At 33.0% G+C, this 22,289-nt stretch carries 21 protein-coding genes; 5 read left to right on the top strand and 16 right to left on the bottom strand.

Annotated features, from left to right (window positions below; all coding sequences use genetic code 11):
- The first annotated feature begins 82 nt into the window (after window positions 1-82).
- Window positions 83-601, top strand: coding sequence for a DUF4442 domain-containing protein (locus tag DZ60_RS0112165; protein ID WP_025742345.1), 519 nt, complete (start codon window positions 83-85; stop codon window positions 599-601).
- A 23-nt stretch (window positions 602-624) separates the two neighbouring features.
- Here the strand turns inward: DZ60_RS0112165 and DZ60_RS0112160 are convergent, their stop codons facing one another.
- The 4 genes from DZ60_RS0112160 to DZ60_RS0112145 all read right to left on the bottom strand — a co-directional run bounded on the left by DZ60_RS0112160 (window position 625) and on the right by DZ60_RS0112145 (window position 5,507).
- On the bottom strand, window positions 625-2,208 hold the full coding sequence (locus DZ60_RS0112160; protein ID WP_025742344.1) for an oleate hydratase: 1,584 nt from the start codon (window positions 2,206-2,208) through the stop codon (window positions 625-627).
- A 111-nt stretch (window positions 2,209-2,319) separates the two neighbouring features.
- Complete coding sequence (locus tag DZ60_RS0112155) at window positions 2,320-3,555, bottom strand: glycosyltransferase family 4 protein (RefSeq protein WP_025742343.1); 1,236 nt, start codon at window positions 3,553-3,555, stop codon at window positions 2,320-2,322.
- A gap of 77 nt (window positions 3,556-3,632) precedes the next feature.
- Window positions 3,633-4,409 (bottom strand): zinc ribbon domain-containing protein, encoded by a 777-nt coding sequence (locus tag DZ60_RS0112150; RefSeq protein ID WP_025742342.1) that lies wholly within the window; start codon window positions 4,407-4,409, stop codon window positions 3,633-3,635.
- Between the two features lie 3 nt (window positions 4,410-4,412).
- Complete coding sequence (locus tag DZ60_RS0112145) at window positions 4,413-5,507, bottom strand: Nif3-like dinuclear metal center hexameric protein (protein ID WP_025742341.1); 1,095 nt, start codon at window positions 5,505-5,507, stop codon at window positions 4,413-4,415.
- A 128-nt stretch (window positions 5,508-5,635) separates the two neighbouring features.
- Between DZ60_RS0112145 and lpxK the strand changes: the two genes are divergently transcribed.
- Entirely contained in the window at window positions 5,636-6,652 is a 1,017-nt protein-coding gene (gene lpxK, locus DZ60_RS0112140) for a tetraacyldisaccharide 4'-kinase (protein ID WP_025742340.1), read from the top strand.
- Between the two features lie 62 nt (window positions 6,653-6,714).
- Here lpxK and DZ60_RS0112135 read toward each other — a convergent pair whose 3' ends face one another.
- Genes DZ60_RS0112135 through lipA form a run of 3 tightly spaced genes read right to left on the bottom strand, consistent with a single transcriptional unit; the run spans window position 6,715 to window position 10,868 of the window.
- Window positions 6,715-8,937: a tetratricopeptide repeat-containing hybrid sensor histidine kinase/response regulator gene (locus DZ60_RS0112135; RefSeq protein ID WP_025742339.1), complete on the bottom strand. Its 2,223-nt coding sequence runs from the start codon at window positions 8,935-8,937 to the stop codon at window positions 6,715-6,717.
- 31 nt (window positions 8,938-8,968) lie between these two features.
- Window positions 8,969-9,973 carry a type I glyceraldehyde-3-phosphate dehydrogenase gene (gene gap / locus DZ60_RS0112130; protein WP_025742338.1) on the bottom strand — a complete coding sequence of 335 codons (1,005 nt, stop codon included), beginning with the start codon at window positions 9,971-9,973 and terminating at the stop codon, window positions 8,969-8,971.
- A gap of 22 nt (window positions 9,974-9,995) precedes the next feature.
- Entirely contained in the window at window positions 9,996-10,868 is an 873-nt protein-coding gene (lipA, locus tag DZ60_RS0112125; RefSeq protein ID WP_025742337.1) for a lipoyl synthase, read from the bottom strand.
- 519 nt (window positions 10,869-11,387) lie between these two features.
- On the opposite strand from lipA, the gene DZ60_RS0112120 reads away from it, so the two are divergent.
- Window positions 11,388-11,618 (top strand): hypothetical protein, encoded by a 231-nt coding sequence (locus tag DZ60_RS0112120; protein ID WP_025742336.1) that lies wholly within the window; start codon window positions 11,388-11,390, stop codon window positions 11,616-11,618.
- A gap of 14 nt (window positions 11,619-11,632) precedes the next feature.
- Here DZ60_RS0112120 and DZ60_RS0112115 read toward each other — a convergent pair whose 3' ends face one another.
- The 4 genes from DZ60_RS0112115 to DZ60_RS0112100 form a co-directional block, all read right to left on the bottom strand.
- Window positions 11,633-12,190: an RNA polymerase sigma factor gene (locus DZ60_RS0112115; RefSeq protein WP_025742335.1), complete on the bottom strand. Its 558-nt coding sequence runs from the start codon at window positions 12,188-12,190 to the stop codon at window positions 11,633-11,635.
- 36 nt (window positions 12,191-12,226) lie between these two features.
- On the bottom strand, window positions 12,227-12,433 hold the full coding sequence (locus DZ60_RS0112110; RefSeq protein ID WP_025742334.1) for a hypothetical protein: 207 nt from the start codon (window positions 12,431-12,433) through the stop codon (window positions 12,227-12,229).
- Window positions 12,434-12,515: 82 nt separating this feature from the next.
- The gene (gene murB / locus DZ60_RS0112105) at window positions 12,516-13,529 is read right to left on the bottom strand and encodes a UDP-N-acetylmuramate dehydrogenase (protein WP_025742333.1); all 1,014 of its coding nucleotides are present in this window, start codon (window positions 13,527-13,529) and stop codon (window positions 12,516-12,518) included.
- Window positions 13,526-14,719, bottom strand: coding sequence for a pyridoxal phosphate-dependent aminotransferase (locus tag DZ60_RS0112100; protein ID WP_025742332.1), 1,194 nt, complete (start codon window positions 14,717-14,719; stop codon window positions 13,526-13,528). The genes murB and DZ60_RS0112100 overlap by 4 nt, the downstream gene beginning before the upstream one ends.
- Before the next feature lie 104 nt (window positions 14,720-14,823).
- Here DZ60_RS0112100 and DZ60_RS0112095 point away from each other — a divergent pair, with 104 nt between their 5' ends.
- The gene (locus tag DZ60_RS0112095; RefSeq protein ID WP_051477639.1) at window positions 14,824-16,182 is read left to right on the top strand and encodes an aspartyl protease family protein; all 1,359 of its coding nucleotides are present in this window, start codon (window positions 14,824-14,826) and stop codon (window positions 16,180-16,182) included.
- A 229-nt stretch (window positions 16,183-16,411) separates the two neighbouring features.
- On the opposite strand, the gene DZ60_RS0112090 is transcribed toward DZ60_RS0112095, so the two are convergent.
- Window positions 16,412-16,810: a DUF1573 domain-containing protein gene (locus DZ60_RS0112090; RefSeq protein ID WP_025742330.1), complete on the bottom strand. Its 399-nt coding sequence runs from the start codon at window positions 16,808-16,810 to the stop codon at window positions 16,412-16,414.
- Window positions 16,811-16,937: 127 nt separating this feature from the next.
- On the opposite strand from DZ60_RS0112090, the gene DZ60_RS0112085 reads away from it, so the two are divergent.
- The gene (locus DZ60_RS0112085) at window positions 16,938-19,568 is read left to right on the top strand and encodes a valine--tRNA ligase (RefSeq protein WP_025742329.1); all 2,631 of its coding nucleotides are present in this window, start codon (window positions 16,938-16,940) and stop codon (window positions 19,566-19,568) included.
- Between the two features lie 286 nt (window positions 19,569-19,854).
- On the opposite strand, the gene DZ60_RS0112080 is transcribed toward DZ60_RS0112085, so the two are convergent.
- The 4 genes from DZ60_RS0112080 to DZ60_RS0112065 are packed head-to-tail and all read right to left on the bottom strand — an operon-like array spanning window position 19,855 to window position 22,196.
- Window positions 19,855-20,121, bottom strand: a complete 267-nt coding sequence (locus tag DZ60_RS0112080; RefSeq protein WP_025742328.1) for an acyl-CoA-binding protein — start codon at window positions 20,119-20,121, stop codon at window positions 19,855-19,857.
- Window positions 20,122-20,133: 12 nt separating this feature from the next.
- Window positions 20,134-20,781 (bottom strand): phosphatidylserine decarboxylase family protein, encoded by a 648-nt coding sequence (locus DZ60_RS0112075; RefSeq protein ID WP_025742327.1) that lies wholly within the window; start codon window positions 20,779-20,781, stop codon window positions 20,134-20,136.
- The gene (locus DZ60_RS0112070) at window positions 20,771-21,580 is read right to left on the bottom strand and encodes a phosphatidate cytidylyltransferase (RefSeq protein ID WP_025742326.1); all 810 of its coding nucleotides are present in this window, start codon (window positions 21,578-21,580) and stop codon (window positions 20,771-20,773) included. The genes DZ60_RS0112075 and DZ60_RS0112070 overlap by 11 nt, the downstream gene beginning before the upstream one ends.
- Before the next feature lies 1 nt (window position 21,581).
- Window positions 21,582-22,196, bottom strand: a complete 615-nt coding sequence (locus DZ60_RS0112065) for an LUD domain-containing protein (protein WP_025742325.1) — start codon at window positions 22,194-22,196, stop codon at window positions 21,582-21,584.
- Window positions 22,197-22,289 lie beyond the last annotated feature (93 nt).

The following is a 22,289-nucleotide window of genomic DNA, read 5'->3' as shown; positions in this document are numbered from 1 at the left end:
TCTAACCACAACTTTTTGGAATGATCCATTTAAAGAAAGGGCATATTGTAGTTATATTGGTCAATAAATACATGGTTTAATTATGAAGTGGTTCCTTAGTTTTGTTAAAAGTCAATTTAAGAATCCTTGGTTTTTTAAGTATGCGTTTAATTTTTCTCCTATGTATCGAAGGTCTGTAGGAAGGATTATAAGTGTGTCAGATGACTTGCATAAGGTTAAAATTAAAATACCTATTAATTATAAGAACAGAAACTATATGGGAGCTGTTTTTGGAGGGAGCTTATTTTCTGCTACAGATCCTATATTGATGATACAATTGGTTCAGATTTTGGGTAAAGAGTATGTAGTGTGGGATAAATCAGCATCTATTCGATATAAGATCCCTGTAAGAGAAAAGGTGTATGCAAACTTCGAATTTGATGAGACCGAAATTTTGGCAATAAAGAAGTGTATTGCAGAAAATAAAGAGATGGATTTGACAAAGCTTATCCTTATTCAGAATGAAAACTCAAAGGTATATGCAGAAGTAACTAAAGTAATTTATATTGCCGATAAGCATTATTATTCTGAAAAACGTAAAAAGCGTAAAAAAAGGGATTAGCTTACCTATCACTTTTATTTATATTATGGTTTTTGTCTTTTGGCAAATCTATCAGGATAGTGTTGGTTTACTTTTTGAGAAATATTTAAATAATCAAATGTGTGTTGAGCGGCTTCTTTTGCTGCTTCGCTAGTGAGTTCGAGTGTTGGCGTTTTTATGTACGGATATTTGGTGGCTATGGCTTCTCCGCATAAGAAAATCCCGGGTAGCGCTGTTGTAACTTCTAGAGGAAGTGTGTTGGGAGATGAGGTGTATATTGGTGCATAGAGCTTCCAGTAGTATCCGTCTGGATTAGTTTTGCTGTATAAAGAGAATTCATCTTTTATGGGGTTATTTGTATAAGATAGGTTGTCACTATAAGTTGCATTAACTTCTAGTTCGGGTATTAGTTTCTCTTCGATTCCTATTTGTGTTAAAATTTCTCTTGCTGCTGTTTTTGGATTGCATTCAAAGAATGTTTTGTTGTTTGTGCCTTTATGATCTAATCTGCTAGTTACAATTTCTAAAAAGTAATTGTATTCTTCAGGAAAAATAACATCGTCACTCCAAAGACCGCCTTCTTTATGTTTTGACCAAACTACAAAAACAATTGCCCATGATGAGTCCATTACTGCGGTAACCGTTTTTTTGTGAATTTTTTTTAATGATTTTGGTATCGATTTCAAAGGAAAGATGGCTCCAATGGACCATTCGTTATTTAGTGGTTGCTCTTTTCTACCTAATTTGAGTTTTTCGATTACTTTGTTGTTGAGTGCTACAATATGGGTATCTGCAGCGATTTCTTTATTACTTTGAGTTATAGCGGTAATTTCATTGTTATTTTTTTTAAATTCTGTTATAGCAGAATTAAGATGTAGGTGAACACCTCTTCTTTTTAATTCTTCGATAAAAGGAGGGATAAGGCGTTCGCCTAAAGGCCCATCAATCACCCAGCTCTTAAAATTTTTATTGTGTTCCTTCATTAGGTGTTCCGATCGTTGTACTCCTACGAACATTTTAGACATTAGGTCTAAACTCATACTTGCTGTAGATGTTGGACGTGCTGCAACTGTAATGCCTAGATATGTGAATAGGAAATCTTTTGCTGTATCTGATAGATTATAGGTTTTAAGATATTGTTCAATTGTAAGTTTTTCTTTTTCTAGTTGAGTAATTTTCTCTTCGTTTAAGGATCTAAATTGATTGATAGCTTTAGCAATCGCTATAATATCTTTGAAATGAAGTTCGAAAGTAAATATCGTGGCAAATAGTAATTGAAGATTGCTAATAAGACCTTTGTTAATTTTTCTGTTTACTTTGTGTACTTTGTTTTTTGATGTTGAGTAAAAATTAAAGTATTCAACAGGGGACCATCTATCTATTAGGGTTTTGTTATTAGTTGTAGGGATTCTACTGCATACGTCTGCAAAAGCAGGATAATATTCAGAAATTAGTCGTATTGCGTGTGTAGATATTTTGTTTTTTTCTTTTACGGTTCCTGAAACCTTTCCTCCAAACTGACTAGAAGATTCGTGTACATGAACTTCACATTCTTGCGACTCACTTATTTCTAGGGCAGCAGTAAGACCCGACCATCCGCTTCCCCAAATACATATTTTCTTTTTCATTTCATCTTTGTTTTGGTGTAAGATGTAAGTGCTAAAAACTTGATATGATTAAAGATATGTCTTTGTTTCAAAAAAAAGAAATAGAGTGTATTCTATTTTATGATGAATTTTTTATTTGTTTTTTTCCTCAATCCATCTCGAAAGGTATTCTGTGCTTCTTAGTGTATGGTAATTAAGTATTGATCCTATAAAGTTATTTGACCGATGATTTTTTATAGTTTCTAGTGTGGTCGTAAGATGGTTAATAAATCTCTCAGAAAAACTATGTTTCTGAAAACGGGTATTTATAATTTCTATTCCATTTTGTTGAGACTGTTGCCAGAGAAATTTATTAGTATAAAGTTGAGTTGCTGATTTTGCAAATGAGGATGGGGTATCGGTTATAAAACCATTCCAGTCTGATTCTGGATCAATCATTCCTTCTGCTCCGATTGATGTTGTAATACTTGGGGTGCCACAAAGCATAGCTTCTGTAAGTTTTCCTTTGATTCCTGCTCCAAAGCGGAGGGGAGCGAGGCATACGCGTGCTTTTTGCATAACTTCGTCTGCATCCTTTGCCCAGCCTTTTATGTAAAAACCTTCGTTAGTGTTTTGCAATTGTGTCGCTTTGGGGGGAGGGTAAGCCCCATATATATGTAATTCTGCTTTGGGTAGTTGTTTTCGTATTAGTGGCCATATTGTTTCTTTTAGATACAAAATGCTATTCCAATTGGGGGCATGACGAAAGTTGCCTATTGTTATAAAATTTTCTCTTTCTTCATAATGCGGCCATTTTTTCTTTGTTTCTTGAGTAATAGGGTCTAATAAAAATGGTAGATAAAATAGTTGTTCTTTTTTGATTTCGAAAAATTCATGTAGAAGCTTCATTTCAAAATCAGAAATGATTAAAGAGATGTCTGATCTATGAATACTTGCGATTTCTCTTTTGGTGATGTCATTGTCTAGTAAGTTTTTGAGTTCGAATTTTTTCTGTGCAGTATGTTGTTCTTGCCTAGTTTTGCGCAATGAATGGATGTCTTCGGTGTTTAATATTCTTAATGCATCGGGGCAGTGTTTGATAACTCTCCAGCCGAATTGCTCTTCTATCATAAATCGATCAAAAAGAACAATATCTGGTTGTAGTTCTTTAATAAAGGTGTCAAAGCTAGAATTGTTGAGTTCGATTGATACTTTGTTTACTCCGATATCTGTAAGGTTTGTCATATGGCTGCTTTCGGATGCAGCACTTGCAAAAGTAACTTGCCATTGTTGTGCTCTAAAAAGAGTAAGTAATTGTAGCATGCGACTTCCGGCTGCAGAAGAGTTGGGCTCAGGCCATACGAAACCTATAATAAGAATATGTTTCATTTTTTAGCGTGGTTTGTAATCAAAAAAAGCCTCAGTAAAAAACTGAGGCTCTATATATTATTTAATAGGTTTGCTGCTTACAATTTAGCAAAAAGAGCTGCCATTTTTTCTTTTTCTTCTCTGGCTAGTTCTTGATCAACTAATATTCTACCACTGTGCTCATCTGTAATGATTTTTTTACGCGAAGCGATTTCCATTTGTATTTGTGGCGGAATCGTGAAAAAAGATCCTCCTGATGCTCCTCTTTCGATAGGAACTACAGCTAATCCATTTTTTACATTTTTTCTGATTCTTTTATATGCTGTAATCAAACGATCTTCGATTTCATTTTGGTAATCTTCAGATTTTGCCAGTAAAGATTGCTCTTCTTTTTCTGTTTCAGCCAAAATAGCATCTAATTCTCCTTTCTTGTGAGCAAGATGTTTATTACGTTCACTCACTTTTTCCTTAGTCTGATCGATGATTTCATTCTTTTGAAGAATCTGGGCTTTGTGCTCTTTGATATGTTTCTCAGCAAGTTGAATTTCTAATTCTTGAAATTCTACTTCTTTGCTTAGAGAATTATATTCGCGATTATTACGAACATTTTTCTGCTGTTCACCATATTTTTTGATCAAAGCTTTTGCTTCTTCAATAAGATTTTTTTTAGCTTTTATACCTTCGTCTATTGTTTCTAGATCCGTATTAAGCTTGTCTAATCTTTTATTTAATCCGGCTACTTCGTCCTCAAGATCTTCAACCTCTAAAGGTAATTCTCCTCTTACATTTCTGATCTCATCAACTCTAGAGTCAATTAATTGCAAGTCATATAAAGCTCTTAATTTTTGCTCAACAGTAACTTCTTTCTTTGCCATATTTTATATGTATTGAATTGGATTGGTGTTTTTATCCGATAAAATGATTGCAAAATTACTGATTTTTTTTCTAAGATAACTAATAATTAGATTTTTTGTATACTGTTCGCTCTCATAATGTCCTATATCGGCAAGTATTAGTTTTCCTTCGGCTTCATAAAATTGATGATATTTTAGATCTGCGGTTATAAAAATATCAGCTTTGGCACGTTGCGCATCTTTAATAGCGAAACTTCCGCTTCCTCCCAGTACAGCTACTCTTTTGATTGGTTTATTAAGTAATGCGGAGTGTCTAACACATCCTGTCTTAAAAACCTTTTTAATATGTTGTAGAAACGCTACTTCGTTTATGGCTTCTGGTAGTTCGCCAACCATGCCCATACCAATATGTTGATTTTTATTCTCTAGTGTAGTGATCTCATAAGCCACTTCTTCATAAGGGTGGTTTTCAAATAAAGTTTTTAGAATATTGTTTTCACAATGTTTTGGATAAATCACCTGGATTTGAGCTTCTTCCTCATGATGTATTTTTCCTATTTGTCCCACAGAAGGATTTGCGTTTTCTGATGCTTTAAAAGTTCCTACGCCTTGAGAGGTGAAGCTACAATCATTATAGTTTCCTATAGAGCCAGCGCCTGCATTAAATAATGCGTTTCGCAAAGTTTCGGCTTTTTCTAAAGGAACGTAGGTGATAAGTTTTTTTATGTTTCCACTTTGTGGAATTAAAATAGTACGATTTCTAAGACCTAGTTGTTCACATATCATATCGTTTACGCCATGTAGAGCATTGTCTAGGGCTGTATGTATGGCATAAATTGCAATATCATTCTTAATTGCTTTAATAACGACACGCTCTACATAGTTAGATCCATTGAATTTTTTGATCCCTTTAAAAATGATAGGATGAAAACTAATAATAAGGTTACATTTTTTTTCGATCGCTTCATCAACAACATTTTCTAAGGTGTCTAGTGTTACTATGATCCCTGTTACTGTAGTTTCGGTATTCCCTACGAGTAAGCCAACATTGTCAAAATCTTCTGCATATGCCAAGGGGGCAAGATTTTCTAGGTGCTGTATAACGGCTTTTATTTGCATTATCGTTGTGTTCTTTGGTTTAGGATTAGGTCAATAAATAAAAAATGAATGTAAAGAAACTTTTGCCAATAATCAAAGTTTCATTTTATACTTTTGTTCATTCAACAAAGATTGAAATTTTTAGACATGTGAATTTATTAAGAAAAATACTTTTTCCGTTCGTCCCTTTTTATTATCTGATTACACGGCTGCGTAATGCTATGTATGATTTGGGTATCAAAAAGTCGACAGCTTATGATATTCCTATTGTAGCTGTAGGTAATCTTAGTGTTGGTGGAACAGGGAAGTCACCGATGGTAGAGTATATAATTAGATTAATTCGCGATAAAAAGTCTTTGGCGACACTTAGTAGAGGGTATAAGAGGAATACTAAAGGTTTTCAACTTGCAACTTTGTCTTCTGTAGCAGAGGAAATAGGTGATGAGCCTCTGCAATTCAAAAGAAAATTTCCGGAAATAACTGTTGCTGTAGATGCTAACAGGTGTAACGGGATTGATCGTTTATTGTCCTCGGGTTCTTCTCCCGAAGTTATTTTGTTAGATGATGCCTATCAGCATCGTAAAGTAAAAGCAGGCTTTTATATCTTACTAACTGCCTATTCGAATCTTTATTGCGATGATATAATGCTTCCTACCGGGGATTTGAGGGAGCCTAGAATAGGAGCGAATCGAGCTGATATAATAGTGGTTACTAAATGTCCTAAAAACTTAACCTTAGCTACCATGGATTTGCTTAAGGATTCACTAAATATTCAAAAAGGTCAAGAATTGTTTTTTTCATATATATCTTATCGAGAAACGATCATTGGGACTATGGGTGAACAATCAATTAAGGTTTTAGAGGATTCTTTTTTTACCTTGGTTACTGGTATCGCCAATCCACAGCCGTTGGTGGATTATTACACTTCTTTAGGACTTAAATTCGATCATATTAGTTTTTCTGATCATCATAATTTTACGGCTAAGGAGTTAGCACATTTAGAAACTTTGGATTGTATTATTACTACTGAAAAGGATTATATGCGGTTAAAAGGAAATATTCTAAAATCCAACATGTGGTATCAACCTATAGAAACAAGGTTTATTGAAGGGGCTGATGTTTTTGATAGAAAATTACTCGAATATATTGATACTAGTTTATTTTAGTAATGATCCATTTCTTAGGTATATTTATTCAGGGGTTTTCTGCAATTTTTTTCTGAATCAAATTATGAAGTAGTTTTCTTATTTACAAAGGCTTTATGGAGTTTAGTAAAAAACTCTTCGGTTTTAAATGGTTTAGGAATAATATCATTAAATCCGTTGTCATAAAACTCGTCGAGATTATCATTTAGCGTAACTGCGGTTAAGGCAAGAATGGGTATATTTTGATCAAATTCTCTAATTTTTACTGTGGCCTCTATTCCACTAATTCCTGGCATATGAATGTCCATTAAAATTAAATCAAAAGGGAGTTCTTTGGCTTTATTTATTGCAATATTACCATTATCGGCAACATCACATACTATTTTGTTTTTTTCTAGAATTTTTCTGGTAATCAGTTGGTTGATTTTATTATCTTCTACGACTAATACACGTTTATCTGCTAAGATGCTATAGTCTATTTTTTTAGCCTCTTCCATATAATTAGCATTTTTATCCTCTATTATGTCAAAAGTAAGGTCAAATGAAAACTTTGATCCTTTGCCTAATTCACTCTCAAGTTTGATTTCACTATTCATAAGTGAAAGCAGGTTTTTTACAATAGATAGTCCTAATCCTGTACCTCCGAACTTTCTATTAATCTGTACAGAACCTTGTGTAAAATTTTCGAAAATACTCTGTTGTTTTTTTTCGGATATTCCTACACCATTGTCTTCTATTTCAAAATTGAGTAATGCTTTTGTTTCTGTAATATTTATTGGGTGCACACGTATCCAGATATCTCCTTTTTGTGTGAATTTTATAGAGTTTCCTATGAGATTAATAAGGATTTGAGATATTTTTAATGGGTCTCCCTTTAGTTTTGTTGGTATCGAAGATGCAAATTCATAATGTAGCTCATTGTTTCTGTCCTTAGCAGATTTTCCTAGGGCAATAAGTACATCATTGATTCTTTTTTTAAGGTTAAATGATGTATTTTCTATTTCTACTTTATTTGCTTCTAGTTTATTTAAGTCTAGTATGTTGTTTATTAGTGATAAAAGATATTCTCCTGAAAATTTTAGAGAATTAAGGTGTTCTTTTTGGTTTGGTGTCGGGCTTTCTTCTAATAATAAATGTGTTAACCCTGTTACGGCATACAATGGGGTTCTTAATTCATGTGTTATAGTAGATAAAAACTGGACTTTTGCTTCACTAGCTCGTTCAACATTTTCTTTGGCGATTATGAGTTCGGTGTTTTTATTCTGTAACAATTCGTTTGCTCTTGCTCTTAAATTGTTGTTTTTGTACAAGGATAATGTTAAGAGTGATAATATGGTTATTAGTGCTATCGCTAGTATAGTTGCCAAACGACCTACCTGTAATGATTTTTGTTGTTGAATATTTTCTTCGGTTAGCTCCTCTATGAGCACATAGTTTTTGTCAAAGTTTAATTTTGTTCTTGTTTCCTGAGCTATAATCTTTTTATTATTATCAAGTAATGCATTTTTAGAATCCAGATGTTTTTTAAGGTAATTTAATGATGTTTGATGATCTTTTTCTTTTTCGTAAATGTTACTGTAAAGTGCGTAAGATTCTGATTGTATTCGTGCATACCCTCTTTCTGCACTCAAAGAAAGTGCTTCGATATTGGCTTTTTTGGCATCTTCTATTTGGTCTAGCTGTGTATGGGCTTTTGCTTTGTTTAAATATAATATTGCCTTGAAATAATCTTCTGTGATGTTAGAAATGTCAGAGGTTAATTTATCAAACTGCGTAAGTGCTAATTCAGGTTGGTTTTTTGATAGAGATAAAAGTGCTTGGTAAATCTGAATTCTTTTTTCTACTGCTTTATTGGTGTTTTTTTGATTAAGAATAAAAGCCTCTTTAAGAACTTTTTCTGAAGTTTTATAGTCTCTTAGTTGTAAAGCAATGGATCCATATATAATTAATGATGTTGTAAGGGTAGATTCATCTTTGCTTTGTATTTGAGCTTCGATAGCCTCAACAATGTGTTTTTCTGCTTGCTTAAGATCTCCTAACTCTCTGTAAAATTTAGCAAGAACAACATTTGTCTTTGCGTGATAATTTTTACTTTGGTTGTTTGAAGATTGGATTTTTGCTTTTTGGATATTGGAAAAAGCTTCAGTCAATTCTGATTTGTCTATGAGAAGAAAAGAACTGTCTAAATAGTTTTCTATAGAGTCATTGATCTGGTAATTTTCTTGAAGTTCATTTGTTTGTGATGAACCAAAAAAACAACAAATAAGTAAAGTTTTTAAAATAAGATATCTGACTTTAATTAACATTTTTCCTTTTGAAATATCTCAACTAAGATAGTTATTTCTTAGAAATGTTAATAATTAAATCAATTATTCTACTACTATAGCCAATTTCATTGTCATACCAGCCGATAATTTTTACCATCTTACCGATTACAGATGTCATTAATGAGTCAAATACGCATGAGTGCGTATTACCAATTATATCTACAGAGACAATGGGGTCTTGTGTGTATGCCAAAATCCCTTTCAGATAGGTTTCTGAAGCTTTTCTAAATTCTTCATTTATTTCTTCTATCGAGGTCTCTTTTTTTACATTAAATGTAATATCTGTTAATGATCCATTAGGAACAGGTACTCTAATCCCGCAACCACCTATTACATTACTTAGATCGGGAAAAATTTTTGTTAAGGCCTTGGCTGCTCCTGTTGTGGTTGGGACAATCGATTGGCTTGCCGCTCGAGCTCTTCTTAGGTCTCTGTGTGGTTGATCATGAAGACTTTGGTCGGTGGTATAACTATGTATGGTTGTGATATATGCTTGATCAATACCACATAAATCATTAATTATTTTGATCATCGGCGCTGCATTGTTAGTCGTGCAAGAAGCATTTGATAGTATAGCTTCTTTATGATCAATAATATGATCATTAACCCCTAAAACCACAGTTTTTATATGATCTTCTATGGGAGGCGAAGAAAGAATGACTTTTTTGGCCCCAGCTGTAATATGTTTTTCTAACTCTTTTCTTGTTTTGATTTTTCCTGTAGATTCAATAACAACATCAACATCATATTTTTTCCAATCACAATTTATGGGGTTTTTCTCATTGAGCAGAGGGATAGACTTATCATTTATTATAATGAACCCTTCTTCATAGGATATTTCCGTAGCAAGCACACCATGAATACTATCATATTTAAGTAGGTGACTTAGTGTCTTTGCATCGGCCAGATCATTTATGGCTACAACCTCTATAATCGGATTATCGATTAAAAGTCTAAATAGGCTGCGTCCAATTCTTCCGAAACCATTAATAGCAATTCGTATAGATGTATTCATTAAATCCTTTCCTAATTATGGATTATGTCAAATGTTTTTGAGCTTTGTATGAAGATCTAACCAAAGCACTACTTTCAACATGTCTAAATCCCATTTCTAAGCCAATCTCTTCGTATTTTTTGAATTGATCTGGTGTAATAAATTCCTTTACCGGAAGATGCTTTTTACTTGGTTGTAAATACTGTCCAATAGTTACTACATCCAAATTTACTGATCTAAGATCTTTTAATGTTTGTATTACTTCTTCTTCTTTTTCACCAAGACCTAACATAATACCACTTTTAGTACGTCGTATCCCATTTTTTTTAAGGTATTGTAATACTTGTAAACTTTGTTCATATTTAGCCTGAATACGAACTTCTCTAGTTAACCTTTTTACGGTTTCCATATTATGAGATACTACTTCTGGTTTTACAGCAATAATTCTGTCTATGTTTTTAGTTTTTCCTTGAAAATCAGGAATTAATGTCTCTAGAGTAGTATCTGGGTTCATTCTTCGGATCGCTTGTATGGTCTCTGCCCAAATGATCGATCCACCATCAAGTAGGTCATCACGATCTACAGATGTGATTACCGCATGCTTTATATTCATGATTTTTATGGATCGGGCAACTTTTTCAGGTTCTTCCCAGTCAACTGTCTCTGGTCTTCCTGTTTTTACACCACAGAAACCGCATGAACGTGTGCAGATGTTTCCTAATATCATAAAAGTAGCGGTACCCTCGCTCCAACATTCGCCCATATTCGGGCAGCTACCAGAGGTGCAAATGGTATGAAGATTATATTTATCAACCAATCCTCTTAGTTCTGTATACTTTTTTCCGGTAGGAAGTTTTACTCGTAGCCACTTGGGTTTTCCTTTAGGAGGTGCGGAACCAATACTATCCGTATTCATAGATGCAATATTTTTAGCAAAAATACGAAGAAAGCTTAGATAATGATATAGTTAAAATGTCTTTATGCTTTATAAAAGAATAAAGTGTCATTTTACAGAAACATTATTGTTGTATTGTTAAATTATTTGCCATTAGTAAGGTTATATTTAAAATCATAAAGAAATCTTAAAATGCAAACATACTACGCCTGTATTTTTTCGTATAAATTCATTTCAAAAAGTAATTTCTTCTAAGTTTTGAATCTACGTTTTTTGTTTTTTTATTATGTATGGAGAATGGATTTACTTAGAGATTAGAAATAGATAAAACCTTGTATGTAATTAATTTCATTAAAATCAGTGATTTATATTTGGCTTGGTGGTTTTTGGTCTATTTTGGCTATCTGTGTGGTTCTAAAATAACATGCTATCGAGAATACTTGTTGTATATAGAATTTAAATTTGAATTAAGTTAAAATTAAGTTAACATAAAATTTTTTTGAAATTTGGTAGTTATCCTCTCTATAAAGAAAATATGTCATGCTTGAAGATTTAGTCAGCTTAAAAAAAACAAAAAACAACCGGAAGCGTGTAGAGAAGTGGTTGCTTAATAATCAAAAATATATTAACATAACCGCTATCGAAAAAGAAATCTCTGCCCCTAAGGGATTGGTACAAAAATTTGTGAAGTACGATAAGAAAATTAATGATAAATGGATAGAACCTTTGTATATGGTTATAAAGGAATTTACATCATTTAATTTAAGATAGTTTGGTCTTTTGCCCTATTTATGTTGGGATTCTGTAATTATTTCTGATAATAATTTTTTTGCCCTTAATAGTTTTACTTTAACATTATTCATAGGTTCATTAAGATGTTCGGCAATTTCCTTGTAACTTAATTCCTGAAAATATCTAAGATTAATTACTTGTTGATAATGAGGTTTTAATTGTTTGATAAAACGAAGTAATTGCGCTAGATTTTGTTCAGTTATTAGCTTATCTTCTGGAGACGGGGCGTCATCTATAATTTTATAAACAGCATCGTCAACTTCGGTAGTAGTTTTGGATTGTATCGATGTCTTTTTTTTTCGCAATAAGTCAATATGAATATTTTTTGAAATTTGGATTAACCAAGTTTTAAAATTGTATTCTTCTTTAAATGTATTGATTTTATCGAATGCTTTAGAGAAACTCTGAATAGTAATATCTTCAGCTTCGTACTCATCTTGAGTTCTTTTTAACTGAAAATTATAAACATCATTCCAAAAAGTATCTAAGAGATAATTAAACGAAATTTGTTTTCCTTCTTTTGCTTTTTTAATATGGTCTTCTAGTACCATTATATATATTTTTTAAAGTAGATTGCTTCTACTTTTTTATTTAGAATGTTCCTCTTCATTGCAATTAGAAAATTGATCTGGAGTTTTTCCACAAAGAGAGCATGAATCTCCCTCTTTATTTAAAAAAGGACTTTGACTTGCACAAGTGCCAGCAAACTTTCCGTCTTTTTTTGCCCATAGTTTAATGGCTATTCCTGCAAAAGCTAAAAGTAATAATCCTATTGTTAATAATACTAGTTTCATAGTCGAATAAAATGAAAATTTCTTACAAAGATACAAAGAATGAATTAAGGAGTAATGAGTTAAGAAGTTCTCATGGCTTCAATTAAATAATGTTTACTTCGGTTTCAAGATTGATGTCGAATTTTTGTTTTATTTCTGCCTTGATTTTTTTTGATAATTCAAGAATATCTGTCCCTTTGGCATCACCATAATTAACTAGTACCAAAGCTTGCTTTTTATGAACACCTACCTCGCCCCAACGTTTTCCCTTAAAACCTGATGCTTCAATCAACCAGCCTGCAGGCACTTTAACTTGGTTTTCATCAATGATGTAGGATGGCATTTCGGGATGTTTTTTCTGAAGTAATGAAAAATGACTCTTTGATATCACCGGGTTTTTAAAAAAGCTACCGCTGTTTCCTATTTTTTTGGGGTCAGGAAGTTTGCTTTGTCGAATTAGAATCACTGCTTCGGAGATATCTTTGATACTTGGATTTTTAATTTTTTTATCGATTAGTGCATTTTCGATAGCACCATATTTGGTATTGAGTGAGTGATTTGTTTTGGTTAATCTAAAAGTTACATTAGTAATGATATATTCACCTTTTACCTCATTTTTAAAAATTGAATTTCGATATCCGAATTTGCAGTCTTCTTTCGAAAAAACATGTTCTTTTCCTGTGGCGATGTGAATTGCTTCACACTGTACAAAGGTATCTTTAAGCTCAACACCATAGGCTCCAATATTTTGAATAGGGGCGCTCCCAACGTACCCTGGGATTAGGGATAGATTTTCTATTCCTCCATAATCTTGATCAATACAGTACTCAACAAAATTGTGCCAGTTCTCACCGGCATTAACGGATACTAAAGCATGTGTATCTGATTCTTCTGTTACCTTAATTCCTTTTATGGCTATATGTAAGACTAATTCATTGAGTTCTCGGGTTAGTAACATGTTACTTCCTCCGCTCAGAATAAAAAGCTCTTTCTCTTTATTTTGAGAAAGTATCTTTTTAAGTTCTGATTTTGATGTAATTGTCACAAATTCATGGGCAGTCACATCAATCCCGAAGGTATTGTATTCTTTTAAGGATTTATGATATTCAATCTTCATTGATTATTATATTTTTCTAAAGCCAATTTTAGTATTTCTATTGACTTTTTTAGATCCCGTCTATTCAAGACATATGCAATACGTACTTGATTTTTCCCTTCGTTAGGACTAGAGTAAAAACCTGAAGCAGGAGCTAACATGATGGTTTCTTGATTCACATGAAATTTGTCAAGCAGCCATTGTGCAAAATGATCAGCATCTTTAACAGGTAATTCTGCAATGCAATAAAAAGCACCTTTGGGAACTCCAACTTTTACACCAGGGATTTCTCGTAGTCCAGAAACCAGTGTGTCTCTTCTTGATTTATATTTTGCAACGGTATCTGTATAATAAGATTCTGGTGCTTCGAGAGCAGCTTCACTTGCGATTTGCGCTAGAGTAGGAGGGCTTAGTCGTGCTTGAGCAAACTTCATAGCCGTTTCTATGACACTCTTATTTTTACTTACCATACACCCGATTCTTGCTCCACACATACTATATCGTTTAGAAACTGAATCCACAATGATAGCATGTTCATCCATTCCTCTTTCTTGTAATATAGAATAATGCTCAGATCCATCATATACGAATTCTCGATACACTTCATCCGAAATAAGGAATAAGTCATATTTGATAGCAAGCTGTGATAACTGTTTTATTTCTTCTTTACTATATAAATAACCTGTTGGATTACCCGGGTTGCATATAAGAATTGCTTTGGTTTTTTTTGTAATAAGCTTTTCAAATTCGGCAATAGAGGGTAAAGCGAACCCTGATTCTATATCCGAAATCACCGGTATAACGGTTACGTTTGACTGCGTAGAAAAACTATAGTAATTTGCATAAAAAGGCTCAGGGACAATTATTTCATCTCCGGGGTCAGTGATACTTCCCATTGTAAAAATCAAAGCTTCACTGCCTCCTGTCGTTACCAAAATGTCATCTGATGAAATGGTGATATCATGTTTAGCGTAGTATCCAGCCAATTTTTTTCTAAAACTCTCAAAACCGGCAGAGTGGCTATATGCCAATACATCTAGATTATGATTTCGCACAGCATCCATGGCTTCAATCGGAGTTTTTATATCCGGTTGACCTATGTTGAGGTGATAAATATGCTTGCCTTCTTTTGCTGCTTTTTCAGCAAAAGGAACCAATTTTCGAATTGGCGATTCAGGCATAGCCTTACCTTTATGTGATACTATTGGCATTTGATTTGTTTTAAAAATAAAAATACCGGCAAATTTCTTAAAATATTTAAGAAATAGGTGTATACTTGATCGTTTTTTTTGAGTATTTTTCTATATTTAGTGCAATGGAGGTTTTATTGTTAGATTTTTATCATTTTCTCAAAAGTAAGGTTTTAATAGCATTTCTATTCTTTAATGTTATTGTTTTCTCTCAAAACAAGTTTAGCTTACCTGAAGGAAAAAAGAATGATAAGATTCGATTCGTATTGGCAAATAATCTGATTATTGTTCCTGTAATGGTCAATGGAGTAGAACTTTCTTTTATTCTGGATTCTGGAGTAGGTTCAACAATAATTTTTAGTGTAGATAATACAAGCTCCTTAGAGCTTAAAAATGCCACAAAAATATACCTTAGAGGATTAGGCGAGGATGGTCCTGTAGAAGCAATTAGATCGACTAACAATGAATTAAAAATAGGGAAGGCGACAAGTCCAAACCATAAAGTATATTTGGTATTAGATAAATCGATCAATTTTTCTACTCGAATGGGGTTTCCCGTACATGGTATTATAGGCTATGACTTTTTTAAAGACTTTGTTTTAAATATTAATTATTCTTCTAAAATACTTAGAATTAATGATCCTGAGTCATATGTGTATAAAAAGTGCAAAAAGTGCTATGAGACAAATCTTAATTTTGTAAATCAAAGAAAAAGACCTTTAGTTGCTCTAAAATATAAGTCGGATAAGGGCTTTGTGGATGTTAATTTGCTATTGGACTCTGGTTCTGGTTCTTCCATCTGGCTATTCGAAAATGAAGAAAAAGGAGTTAGTATCACAAATGATTTTTTTCGAGATTTTTTGGGTAAAGGTTTTAATGGAGAGATTTACGGAAGAAGGACAAAAATAGATGAATTACATATAGGAGATTTTAAACTAGAGGAAGTAACTGCGTCTTTTCCTGATTCAATATATATAAAGGGAGTTACTCAAAGAAATAGAGAGGGGACTTTGGGGGGTAATGTGTTGCGCAGATTTAATTTGATTGTTGATTATCCAAGTAAGAAAATAACGTTTAAGAAAAATAACTTTTTTGATAAACCCTTTAATTATAACATGAGCGGGCTTAGCATTCAGCATGTAGGTTTTGAAGAAGTTGCTGTGTCAAAAAAATATAGTGAACGGAGTAGGGTATATATGGGGATGAACAAATTGATGAGTAAGACAACCCTCGAAATGTTATTTAATTTTATTCTTTTACCTAAATATGAAATTTCTGATGTTCGACCCGATTCTCCTGCAGATCTTGCAGGTCTAAAAAAGGGAGATGTTATATTGCAGGTAAACGGGAAAAAATCCTACGATTACAAGTTATCAGACCTTAATGATTTGTTTTATTATGAAGAAGGAAAGAAAATATCAATTAAAATAGAACGTCTAGGAGTTGTAATGAAGTATGAGTTTTATCTCAAAAAAGTGATATAAAACCATTTGATCCAATTATATAGTAAGAGTTCTGAAAATCTATTGAAACCTTGAGACTACTTTAGTACTATGGTTGAGGAGTGTTTTACTTTAAACAATAGCTGAATTTTATTAGATATATTTAATGTCACGTCTCACTAATGTAAATTAGAAGCAGTTGAAAATGTATAAAACAAAAAAAGGAGCATTTTATATGCTCCTTTTTTAATCTTGTATGATGTTTAGTGATTTAGTTTTTCTTTTCTAGTACACTTCCATCCAATACAGTTCCTTTTATTTTTAATGCAATTGTACCTTCTGCTGTGTTTGTATAACAACTTACAGTTTTGCGTATAGGTCCAACTCTTTTAGTATCATATTTCACTTCAATAACCCCTTTTTCTCCCGGAGCAATAGGTCCCTCTGGTTTTTTGGGGATAGTGCATCCGCAACTAGAGTGTACTTTAGAGATAACCAAAGGGGCATTTCCTGTATTGGTAAATTCGAATTGTCGAACACCATTACTGCCTTTGGCAATTTCGCCATAATCAATTACTTCACTTTTAAATTTTATTTCAGGCTTGGCATCTTGAGCGTTTAGGGTTATACTCAATAAACCAAGACATAAAATTATCATTATTTTTTTCATAACCATAGGTTTTTGTTACAAACAAAAGTAGTTACTTTTTATTCAACTGCAAAATCATGAAAGACTTTCAAGTTGTCGTATATAATAATTACTTTTGCATTTCAAAAATCAAAAACCAGACCAAAGTATGACTGTAGCAGGAAAATATGATGCGAAATCAGTAGAAGAAAAATGGTATTCCTATTGGATGGAAAATAATTATTTTCATTCTGAAGTTGATGAAAGAGAGGCTTATACCATTGTTATTCCGCCTCCTAATGTTACCGGTGTTTTACATATGGGGCATATGCTCAATAATACTATTCAGGATGTATTGATTCGTAGAGCTCGTCTCAAGGGGTACAACGCCTGCTGGGTTCCTGGTACGGATCACGCATCTATTGCAACAGAAGCCAAAGTTGTGGCCAAGCTTAAAGAAGATGGGATTGATAAAAATGACCTTACTAGAGATGAATTTCTAGAGCATGCTTGGGAGTGGACACATAAGCATGGAGGGATTATTTTGGAACAATTAAAGAAGCTCGGAGCTTCTTGTGATTGGGAGCGTACCGCTTTTACAATGGATGATAATTTATCAGCCTCTGTAATTAAAGTATTTGTTGATTTGTATAATAAAGGTCTTATTTATAGAGGGTACAGGATGGTAAACTGGGATCCAGAAGCCAAAACTACCTTGTCAGATGAAGAAGTAATATACGAAGAAAAGCAAGGTAATTTATACTATTTAAATTATCAAATAGAAGGGAGTGATGATGTTTTAACTGTTGCAACGACAAGGCCAGAAACTATTATGGGAGATACAGCTATCTGTATTAATCCTACAGATGAACGCTTTACACACCTACAAGGTAAAAAGGTAATAGTGCCTATTGCGAATCGTGTCATTCCTATTATTGCCGATGAATATGTCGATGTAGAGTTTGGTACTGGATGTTTAAAAGTAACGCCTGCGCACGATCCTAATGACAAAATTTTAGGTGATAAACATAATTTAGACGTTATTGATATTTTTAATGATGATGCTACGCTGAATTCTTATGGAGCACATTATCAGGGTAAGGACCGTTTTGTTGTACGTAAAGAGATTGTAAAGGAGCTAGAGAGTATTGGTGCATTAGAAAAAATAGAAACACATCTCAATAAGGTAGGAACAAGCGAACGTACCAAGGCGGTAATTGAGCCTAGATTAAGTGATCAGTGGTTTTTGAAAATGAAGGATCTTGCTCAACCCGCATTAGATGCGGTTTTGGATAAAGAAGTTAATTTGGTTCCCGAGAAATTCCTCAGTACGTATAGATATTGGATGGAAAATGTTCGTGATTGGAATATTTCTCGTCAACTTTGGTGGGGGCATCAAATACCTGCCTATTTCTATGGTCCGGGTAAGGAAGATTTTGTAGTGGCAGAAAGCAAGGAAGAGGCACTTGTCTTAGCAAAAGAAAAAACAGGAAGTGATACATTGACCGATGCTGACCTAACACAAGATCCCGATGCATTAGATACTTGGTTTTCATCTTGGTTATGGCCAATGAGTGTATTCAATGGGATTCTTGAGCCAGAGAATAAAGAAATTAACTATTATTATCCCACTAATGATCTTGTGACTGCTCCAGAAATATTGTTTTTTTGGGTAGCACGTATGATTATAGCTGGGTATGAATATAAAAAAGACAAACCATTTACCAATGTGTATCTTACCGGAATAGTAAGGGATAAACAACGGCGAAAAATGTCTAAATCCTTAGGGAATTCTCCGGATCCTTTGGATTTAATAGATCGATACGGAGCTGATGGTATTAGAGTGGGAATGTTATTAAGTTCTCCTGCGGGTAATGATTTGATGTTTGATGAAAACCTATGCGATCAAGGAAGTAAGTTTGTTAACAAAATTTGGAATGCCTTTAGGTTAATTAAAGGATGGGATGTAGATTCATCTATCGAACAACCGAAGGCTTCTGCAATAGCATTAGAGTGGTATGTTTCAAGATTTCAGGAAGTCTTGGTTGAGTTAGAAACAAACTATAGCAAATACCGCATCAGTGATGCTTTAATGATAACATATAAGTTGATCTGGGATGATTTTTGCGGATGGTTGTTAGAAATGATCAAACCAGCTTATCAAGCTCCCATTGATGCTAAAACCTATGCACAGGTTATAACCATTTTAGAAGAGAACTTAAAGATACTACATCCTTTTGTTCCTTTTATTTCTGAGGAAATTTGGCAACAGATTACAAATAGAACAAAAGATGAGGCATTGATTGTTGCTAGTTGGCCAAAAATCACATCGGTTGTTACACATATGATTGCCGAATTTGAAGTGGCTTCAGATGTTGTTTCGGGTATAAGAACGATAAGGAAGGAGAAAAATATTGCCTTTAAAGATAGTATTGAATTGTCAATTCTGAATAATGAAAATACCAAAGAAACATTTGACCCTGTTATAGCTAAATTAGGTAATGTTTCTTCTTTAACATATGTTACAGAAAAAGTGGATGGCGCGCTCTCTTTTAGGGTAAAGTCTAACGAATACTTTGTGCCAATTTCTGGAGCAATTAATGTAGAGGATGAGATCAAAAAACTTACAGAGGAACTTTCTTATACAGAAGGCTTCTTGAAATCGGTACAGAAAAAATTACAGAATGAGCGTTTTGTGTCGAATGCCCCTGAGAAGGTAATTGCAATTGAAAGAAAAAAAGAGGCAGATGCAGAAGCTAAAATTGCTACTATAAAATCTAGTTTGGCTAGCTTAAAATAGAGTTTCTAAATCATTTTTTTTATTTCTTTTGCAAGATTACTATGTATAATACCATTTTAAATCAGAAATGGTATAAATAGCGCTAGCTTGCGTAGTAAGATAATTTAATAAAAGAATACGTTTAAAAAAGGAGTATGTCAAACATGCTCCTTTTGTTTTTTTTCTTTTTGTAAATATCCCAAAACAGTTGGTTTTTGATTTTATTATTGCACTTAAAAAGTGTAAAGGTTGCTATGTTTAAAATGAAGGTGTAAAAATATTGCTCTGGAAATAGGGTAGAGAAGAATTAGTCAATAATGTATTTTTCAACTAGTTCTATATATTTTTTTTTGGCTTCTTGAGGAGTGATATTTTGAGTTTGAAAAAAAGCATTTAGTTTAAAAGCATTTCTAAGCTGACTATCTCCAGAGGGGGTGTAAAATCCTTCTGTATGTGTGGCGCGCTTGTAATATGCATAAAAATAGAGCATAACATCAGGGGGCAGTTGTATTTTTGTGCTAGAGGCACGATGATAGGCATTGTCGAAGGCTATATTTAATTCTTCTTCAGTCATCGTTACGTTAAATTAGAGGTTTGCAATCACACTTTCTCCTCCCTTTACTTTTTGATTAAGTTCAACACTTATTTCAGTACCTATTGGTAAAAATAAGTCCACTCTAGAGCCGAATTTTATAAATCCGCTATCAGAACCCTGAACAACTTTTTCGCCCTCTTTGGCGTAGTTGACAATTCGTTTTGCGAGAGCACCAGCTATTTGACGGTATAATACCTCTATCGAGTTGTTTTTTACAACTACGGTAGTTCTTTCATTTTCTTCTGAAGCTTTAGGATGCCAAGCAACTAAATATTTTCCGGGATGATATTTACTTAGAACTACTTCTCCGTTAATAGGGTGTCTAGTAACATGTACATTTATAGGGGACATAAAAACCGAAACCTGTAGTCTTTTTTCATTAAAAAATTCTTTTTCAAATACTTCTTCTATAACAACAACTTTTCCGTCTACAGGAGAAACGACCGTTTTTTCGCTAACAGAAGTTGTTCTTTTTGGGTTTCTAAAAAATTGTAAAATTAACAGTAAAAAAACCAATGTCACTACAGTGATAGCAATTCGAATTTCTTCTACTTGAATTGCTAAATACGAAGCTACATTAATACCTAAGAACAGGACTAATGTGATAGATATTATTTTAAATCCTTCTTTATGAAACATGTGCTAAGATTTGTAAAAATGCATATAAAAACGGGCTTGCAAAGATTACACTATCAAGTCGATCATAGATGCCTCCATGACCGGGCATTATGGTGCCGCTATCTTTGACTCCTGCTTGTCTTTTAAACTTTGATTGGATAAGATCACCCAACATTCCAAAAATACTCATAATAATGCTTATAATCAACCAAATGCCTATAGATAAAGTATGAGAAAAAATGGCTATCAAGTATCCTGCTAGTATTGAGAATATAAACCCGCCAATAAAGCCTTCTATTGTCTTTTTCGGAGATATTCGTTCTAACAACTTATTTTTTCCAAAATTTTTGCCCACTAAGTAGGCAAATGTATCATTTACCCATGTGATTAAGAAAGCTCCCGCTATAATCAATGGTTGATATTTTCCTGAATAATTAGGGATAAGTGTTAAAAATATAATCGAGGTAATAAGATAAAAAATACTCGTGAAGTATTTTCTTTTCTCAAACATTGGAATAATTCGAATAGTGACTAGGTCTTTTACCAGAAATAATTCTGTAATAATTGTAAGCGTCAAAACCGGAAGAGTTACATAAAAATAAATTTTATCTTCGAAAATGTGTAAGATTGCCAAAAGGCCTATAAATATTATATACAGTCTTTTGTTTTTGAGATGAATTAATTTTTGAAATTCATATATAGCGATGATTCCAAAAATTAAAAATATGCCTATAAAGGTGTATTTGTTTATAAAAATAGATACGAGTAATAAAGAGATATATAGAAATCCCGATAAAGCCCTTGTAAGTAATTCTTTCATGTTATAAATCTTCCAAGAGGAGCAAATATAAATTTTTTGAACTACTTCCGTAGCTTAAGAAATCCTTTTCTTTTTGAGGTTCGAAATCCTTGATGGTAGTTATATTAGAAGGTATTGCATTTTTGTTTTTACTTTTAATACCCTTTAACCCTTCTCCGATACTTTTAACTAGTTGACTTGTAGCAGCCAGAATCACGAAATTATCAGGTAATTCTGTTAGTTTTTTTTCTTTTAATTGATTTGAGGAGATTAAAATAGCTCCGCTGTCGGCAATTAAATATTCACAAGTAGCAAAAAAGAAAGAGGAGGAGGTAGCTTGTTTTGTGTAATTTAGATTAAAGCCTGAAAATTTGTGTTCTAAACTTATTTCAAAAGTACATACATCTTTTTCATACCAATCATTTTCCAAAAGAATTTTGTCAAAAGAGTCTAAAACTTCATTGTCATTGTCACAATATAAAAATTTGCCTCCATTTCTTTTAAAATTGATCATGAAACTTTCGTCAACAGGTAGATCAATCTCCGGCATATATTTACTACGATCTTCAACGTGTCGTTCTTTATTCTTTTGGTCTGATTTAGATTTTGATGAAAAGATTCTTCTAAATAGACTCATTTGTTTGATCTAGTGTTGGGGATTACGAATTTACTGTACGAACAAAGGTAAAAAAAATCTTAACCTAAAATTCTGTTAGGTTAAGATTTTTTA

Origin of the sequence: Aquimarina pacifica (assembly GCF_000520955.1) — a bacterium.
Classification (GTDB): Bacteria; Bacteroidota; Bacteroidia; order Flavobacteriales; family Flavobacteriaceae; genus Aquimarina; species Aquimarina pacifica.
The sequence above is the reverse complement of the archived record's forward strand: the minus strand, read 5'-3'. Positions and strand labels throughout refer to the sequence as shown.

Coding starts and splice junctions, on each gene's coding strand:
- DZ60_RS0112160 (WP_025742344.1), bottom strand. CDS start 2,208: ATGAAAAAGAAAATATGTATTTGGGGAAGCGGATGGTCGGGTCTTACT.
- DZ60_RS0112155 (WP_025742343.1), bottom strand. CDS start 3,555: ATGAAACATATTCTTATTATAGGTTTCGTATGGCCTGAGCCCAACTCT.
- DZ60_RS0112120 (WP_025742336.1), top strand. CDS start 11,388: ATGCTTGAAGATTTAGTCAGCTTAAAAAAAACAAAAAACAACCGGAAG.
- DZ60_RS0112165 (WP_025742345.1), top strand. CDS start 83: ATGAAGTGGTTCCTTAGTTTTGTTAAAAGTCAATTTAAGAATCCTTGG.
- DZ60_RS0112065 (WP_025742325.1), bottom strand. CDS start 22,196: ATGAGTCTATTTAGAAGAATCTTTTCATCAAAATCTAAATCAGACCAA.
- DZ60_RS0112080 (WP_025742328.1), bottom strand. CDS start 20,121: ATGACTGAAGAAGAATTAAATATAGCCTTCGACAATGCCTATCATCGT.
- gap (WP_025742338.1), bottom strand. CDS start 9,973: ATGAATACATCTATACGAATTGCTATTAATGGTTTCGGAAGAATTGGA.
- DZ60_RS0112110 (WP_025742334.1), bottom strand. CDS start 12,433: ATGAAACTAGTATTATTAACAATAGGATTATTACTTTTAGCTTTTGCA.
- DZ60_RS0112115 (WP_025742335.1), bottom strand. CDS start 12,190: ATGGTACTAGAAGACCATATTAAAAAAGCAAAAGAAGGAAAACAAATT.
- DZ60_RS0112070 (WP_025742326.1), bottom strand. CDS start 21,580: ATGAAAGAATTACTTACAAGGGCTTTATCGGGATTTCTATATATCTCT.
- DZ60_RS0112095 (WP_051477639.1), top strand. CDS start 14,824: ATGGAGGTTTTATTGTTAGATTTTTATCATTTTCTCAAAAGTAAGGTT.
- DZ60_RS0112150 (WP_025742342.1), bottom strand. CDS start 4,409: ATGGCAAAGAAAGAAGTTACTGTTGAGCAAAAATTAAGAGCTTTATAT.
- DZ60_RS0112085 (WP_025742329.1), top strand. CDS start 16,938: ATGACTGTAGCAGGAAAATATGATGCGAAATCAGTAGAAGAAAAATGG.
- DZ60_RS0112075 (WP_025742327.1), bottom strand. CDS start 20,781: ATGTTTCATAAAGAAGGATTTAAAATAATATCTATCACATTAGTCCTG.
- DZ60_RS0112135 (WP_025742339.1), bottom strand. CDS start 8,937: ATGTTAATTAAAGTCAGATATCTTATTTTAAAAACTTTACTTATTTGT.
- DZ60_RS0112090 (WP_025742330.1), bottom strand. CDS start 16,810: ATGAAAAAAATAATGATAATTTTATGTCTTGGTTTATTGAGTATAACC.
- DZ60_RS0112145 (WP_025742341.1), bottom strand. CDS start 5,507: ATGCAAATAAAAGCCGTTATACAGCACCTAGAAAATCTTGCCCCCTTG.
- lipA (WP_025742337.1), bottom strand. CDS start 10,868: ATGAATACGGATAGTATTGGTTCCGCACCTCCTAAAGGAAAACCCAAG.
- murB (WP_025742333.1), bottom strand. CDS start 13,529: ATGAAGATTGAATATCATAAATCCTTAAAAGAATACAATACCTTCGGG.
- DZ60_RS0112100 (WP_025742332.1), bottom strand. CDS start 14,719: ATGCCAATAGTATCACATAAAGGTAAGGCTATGCCTGAATCGCCAATT.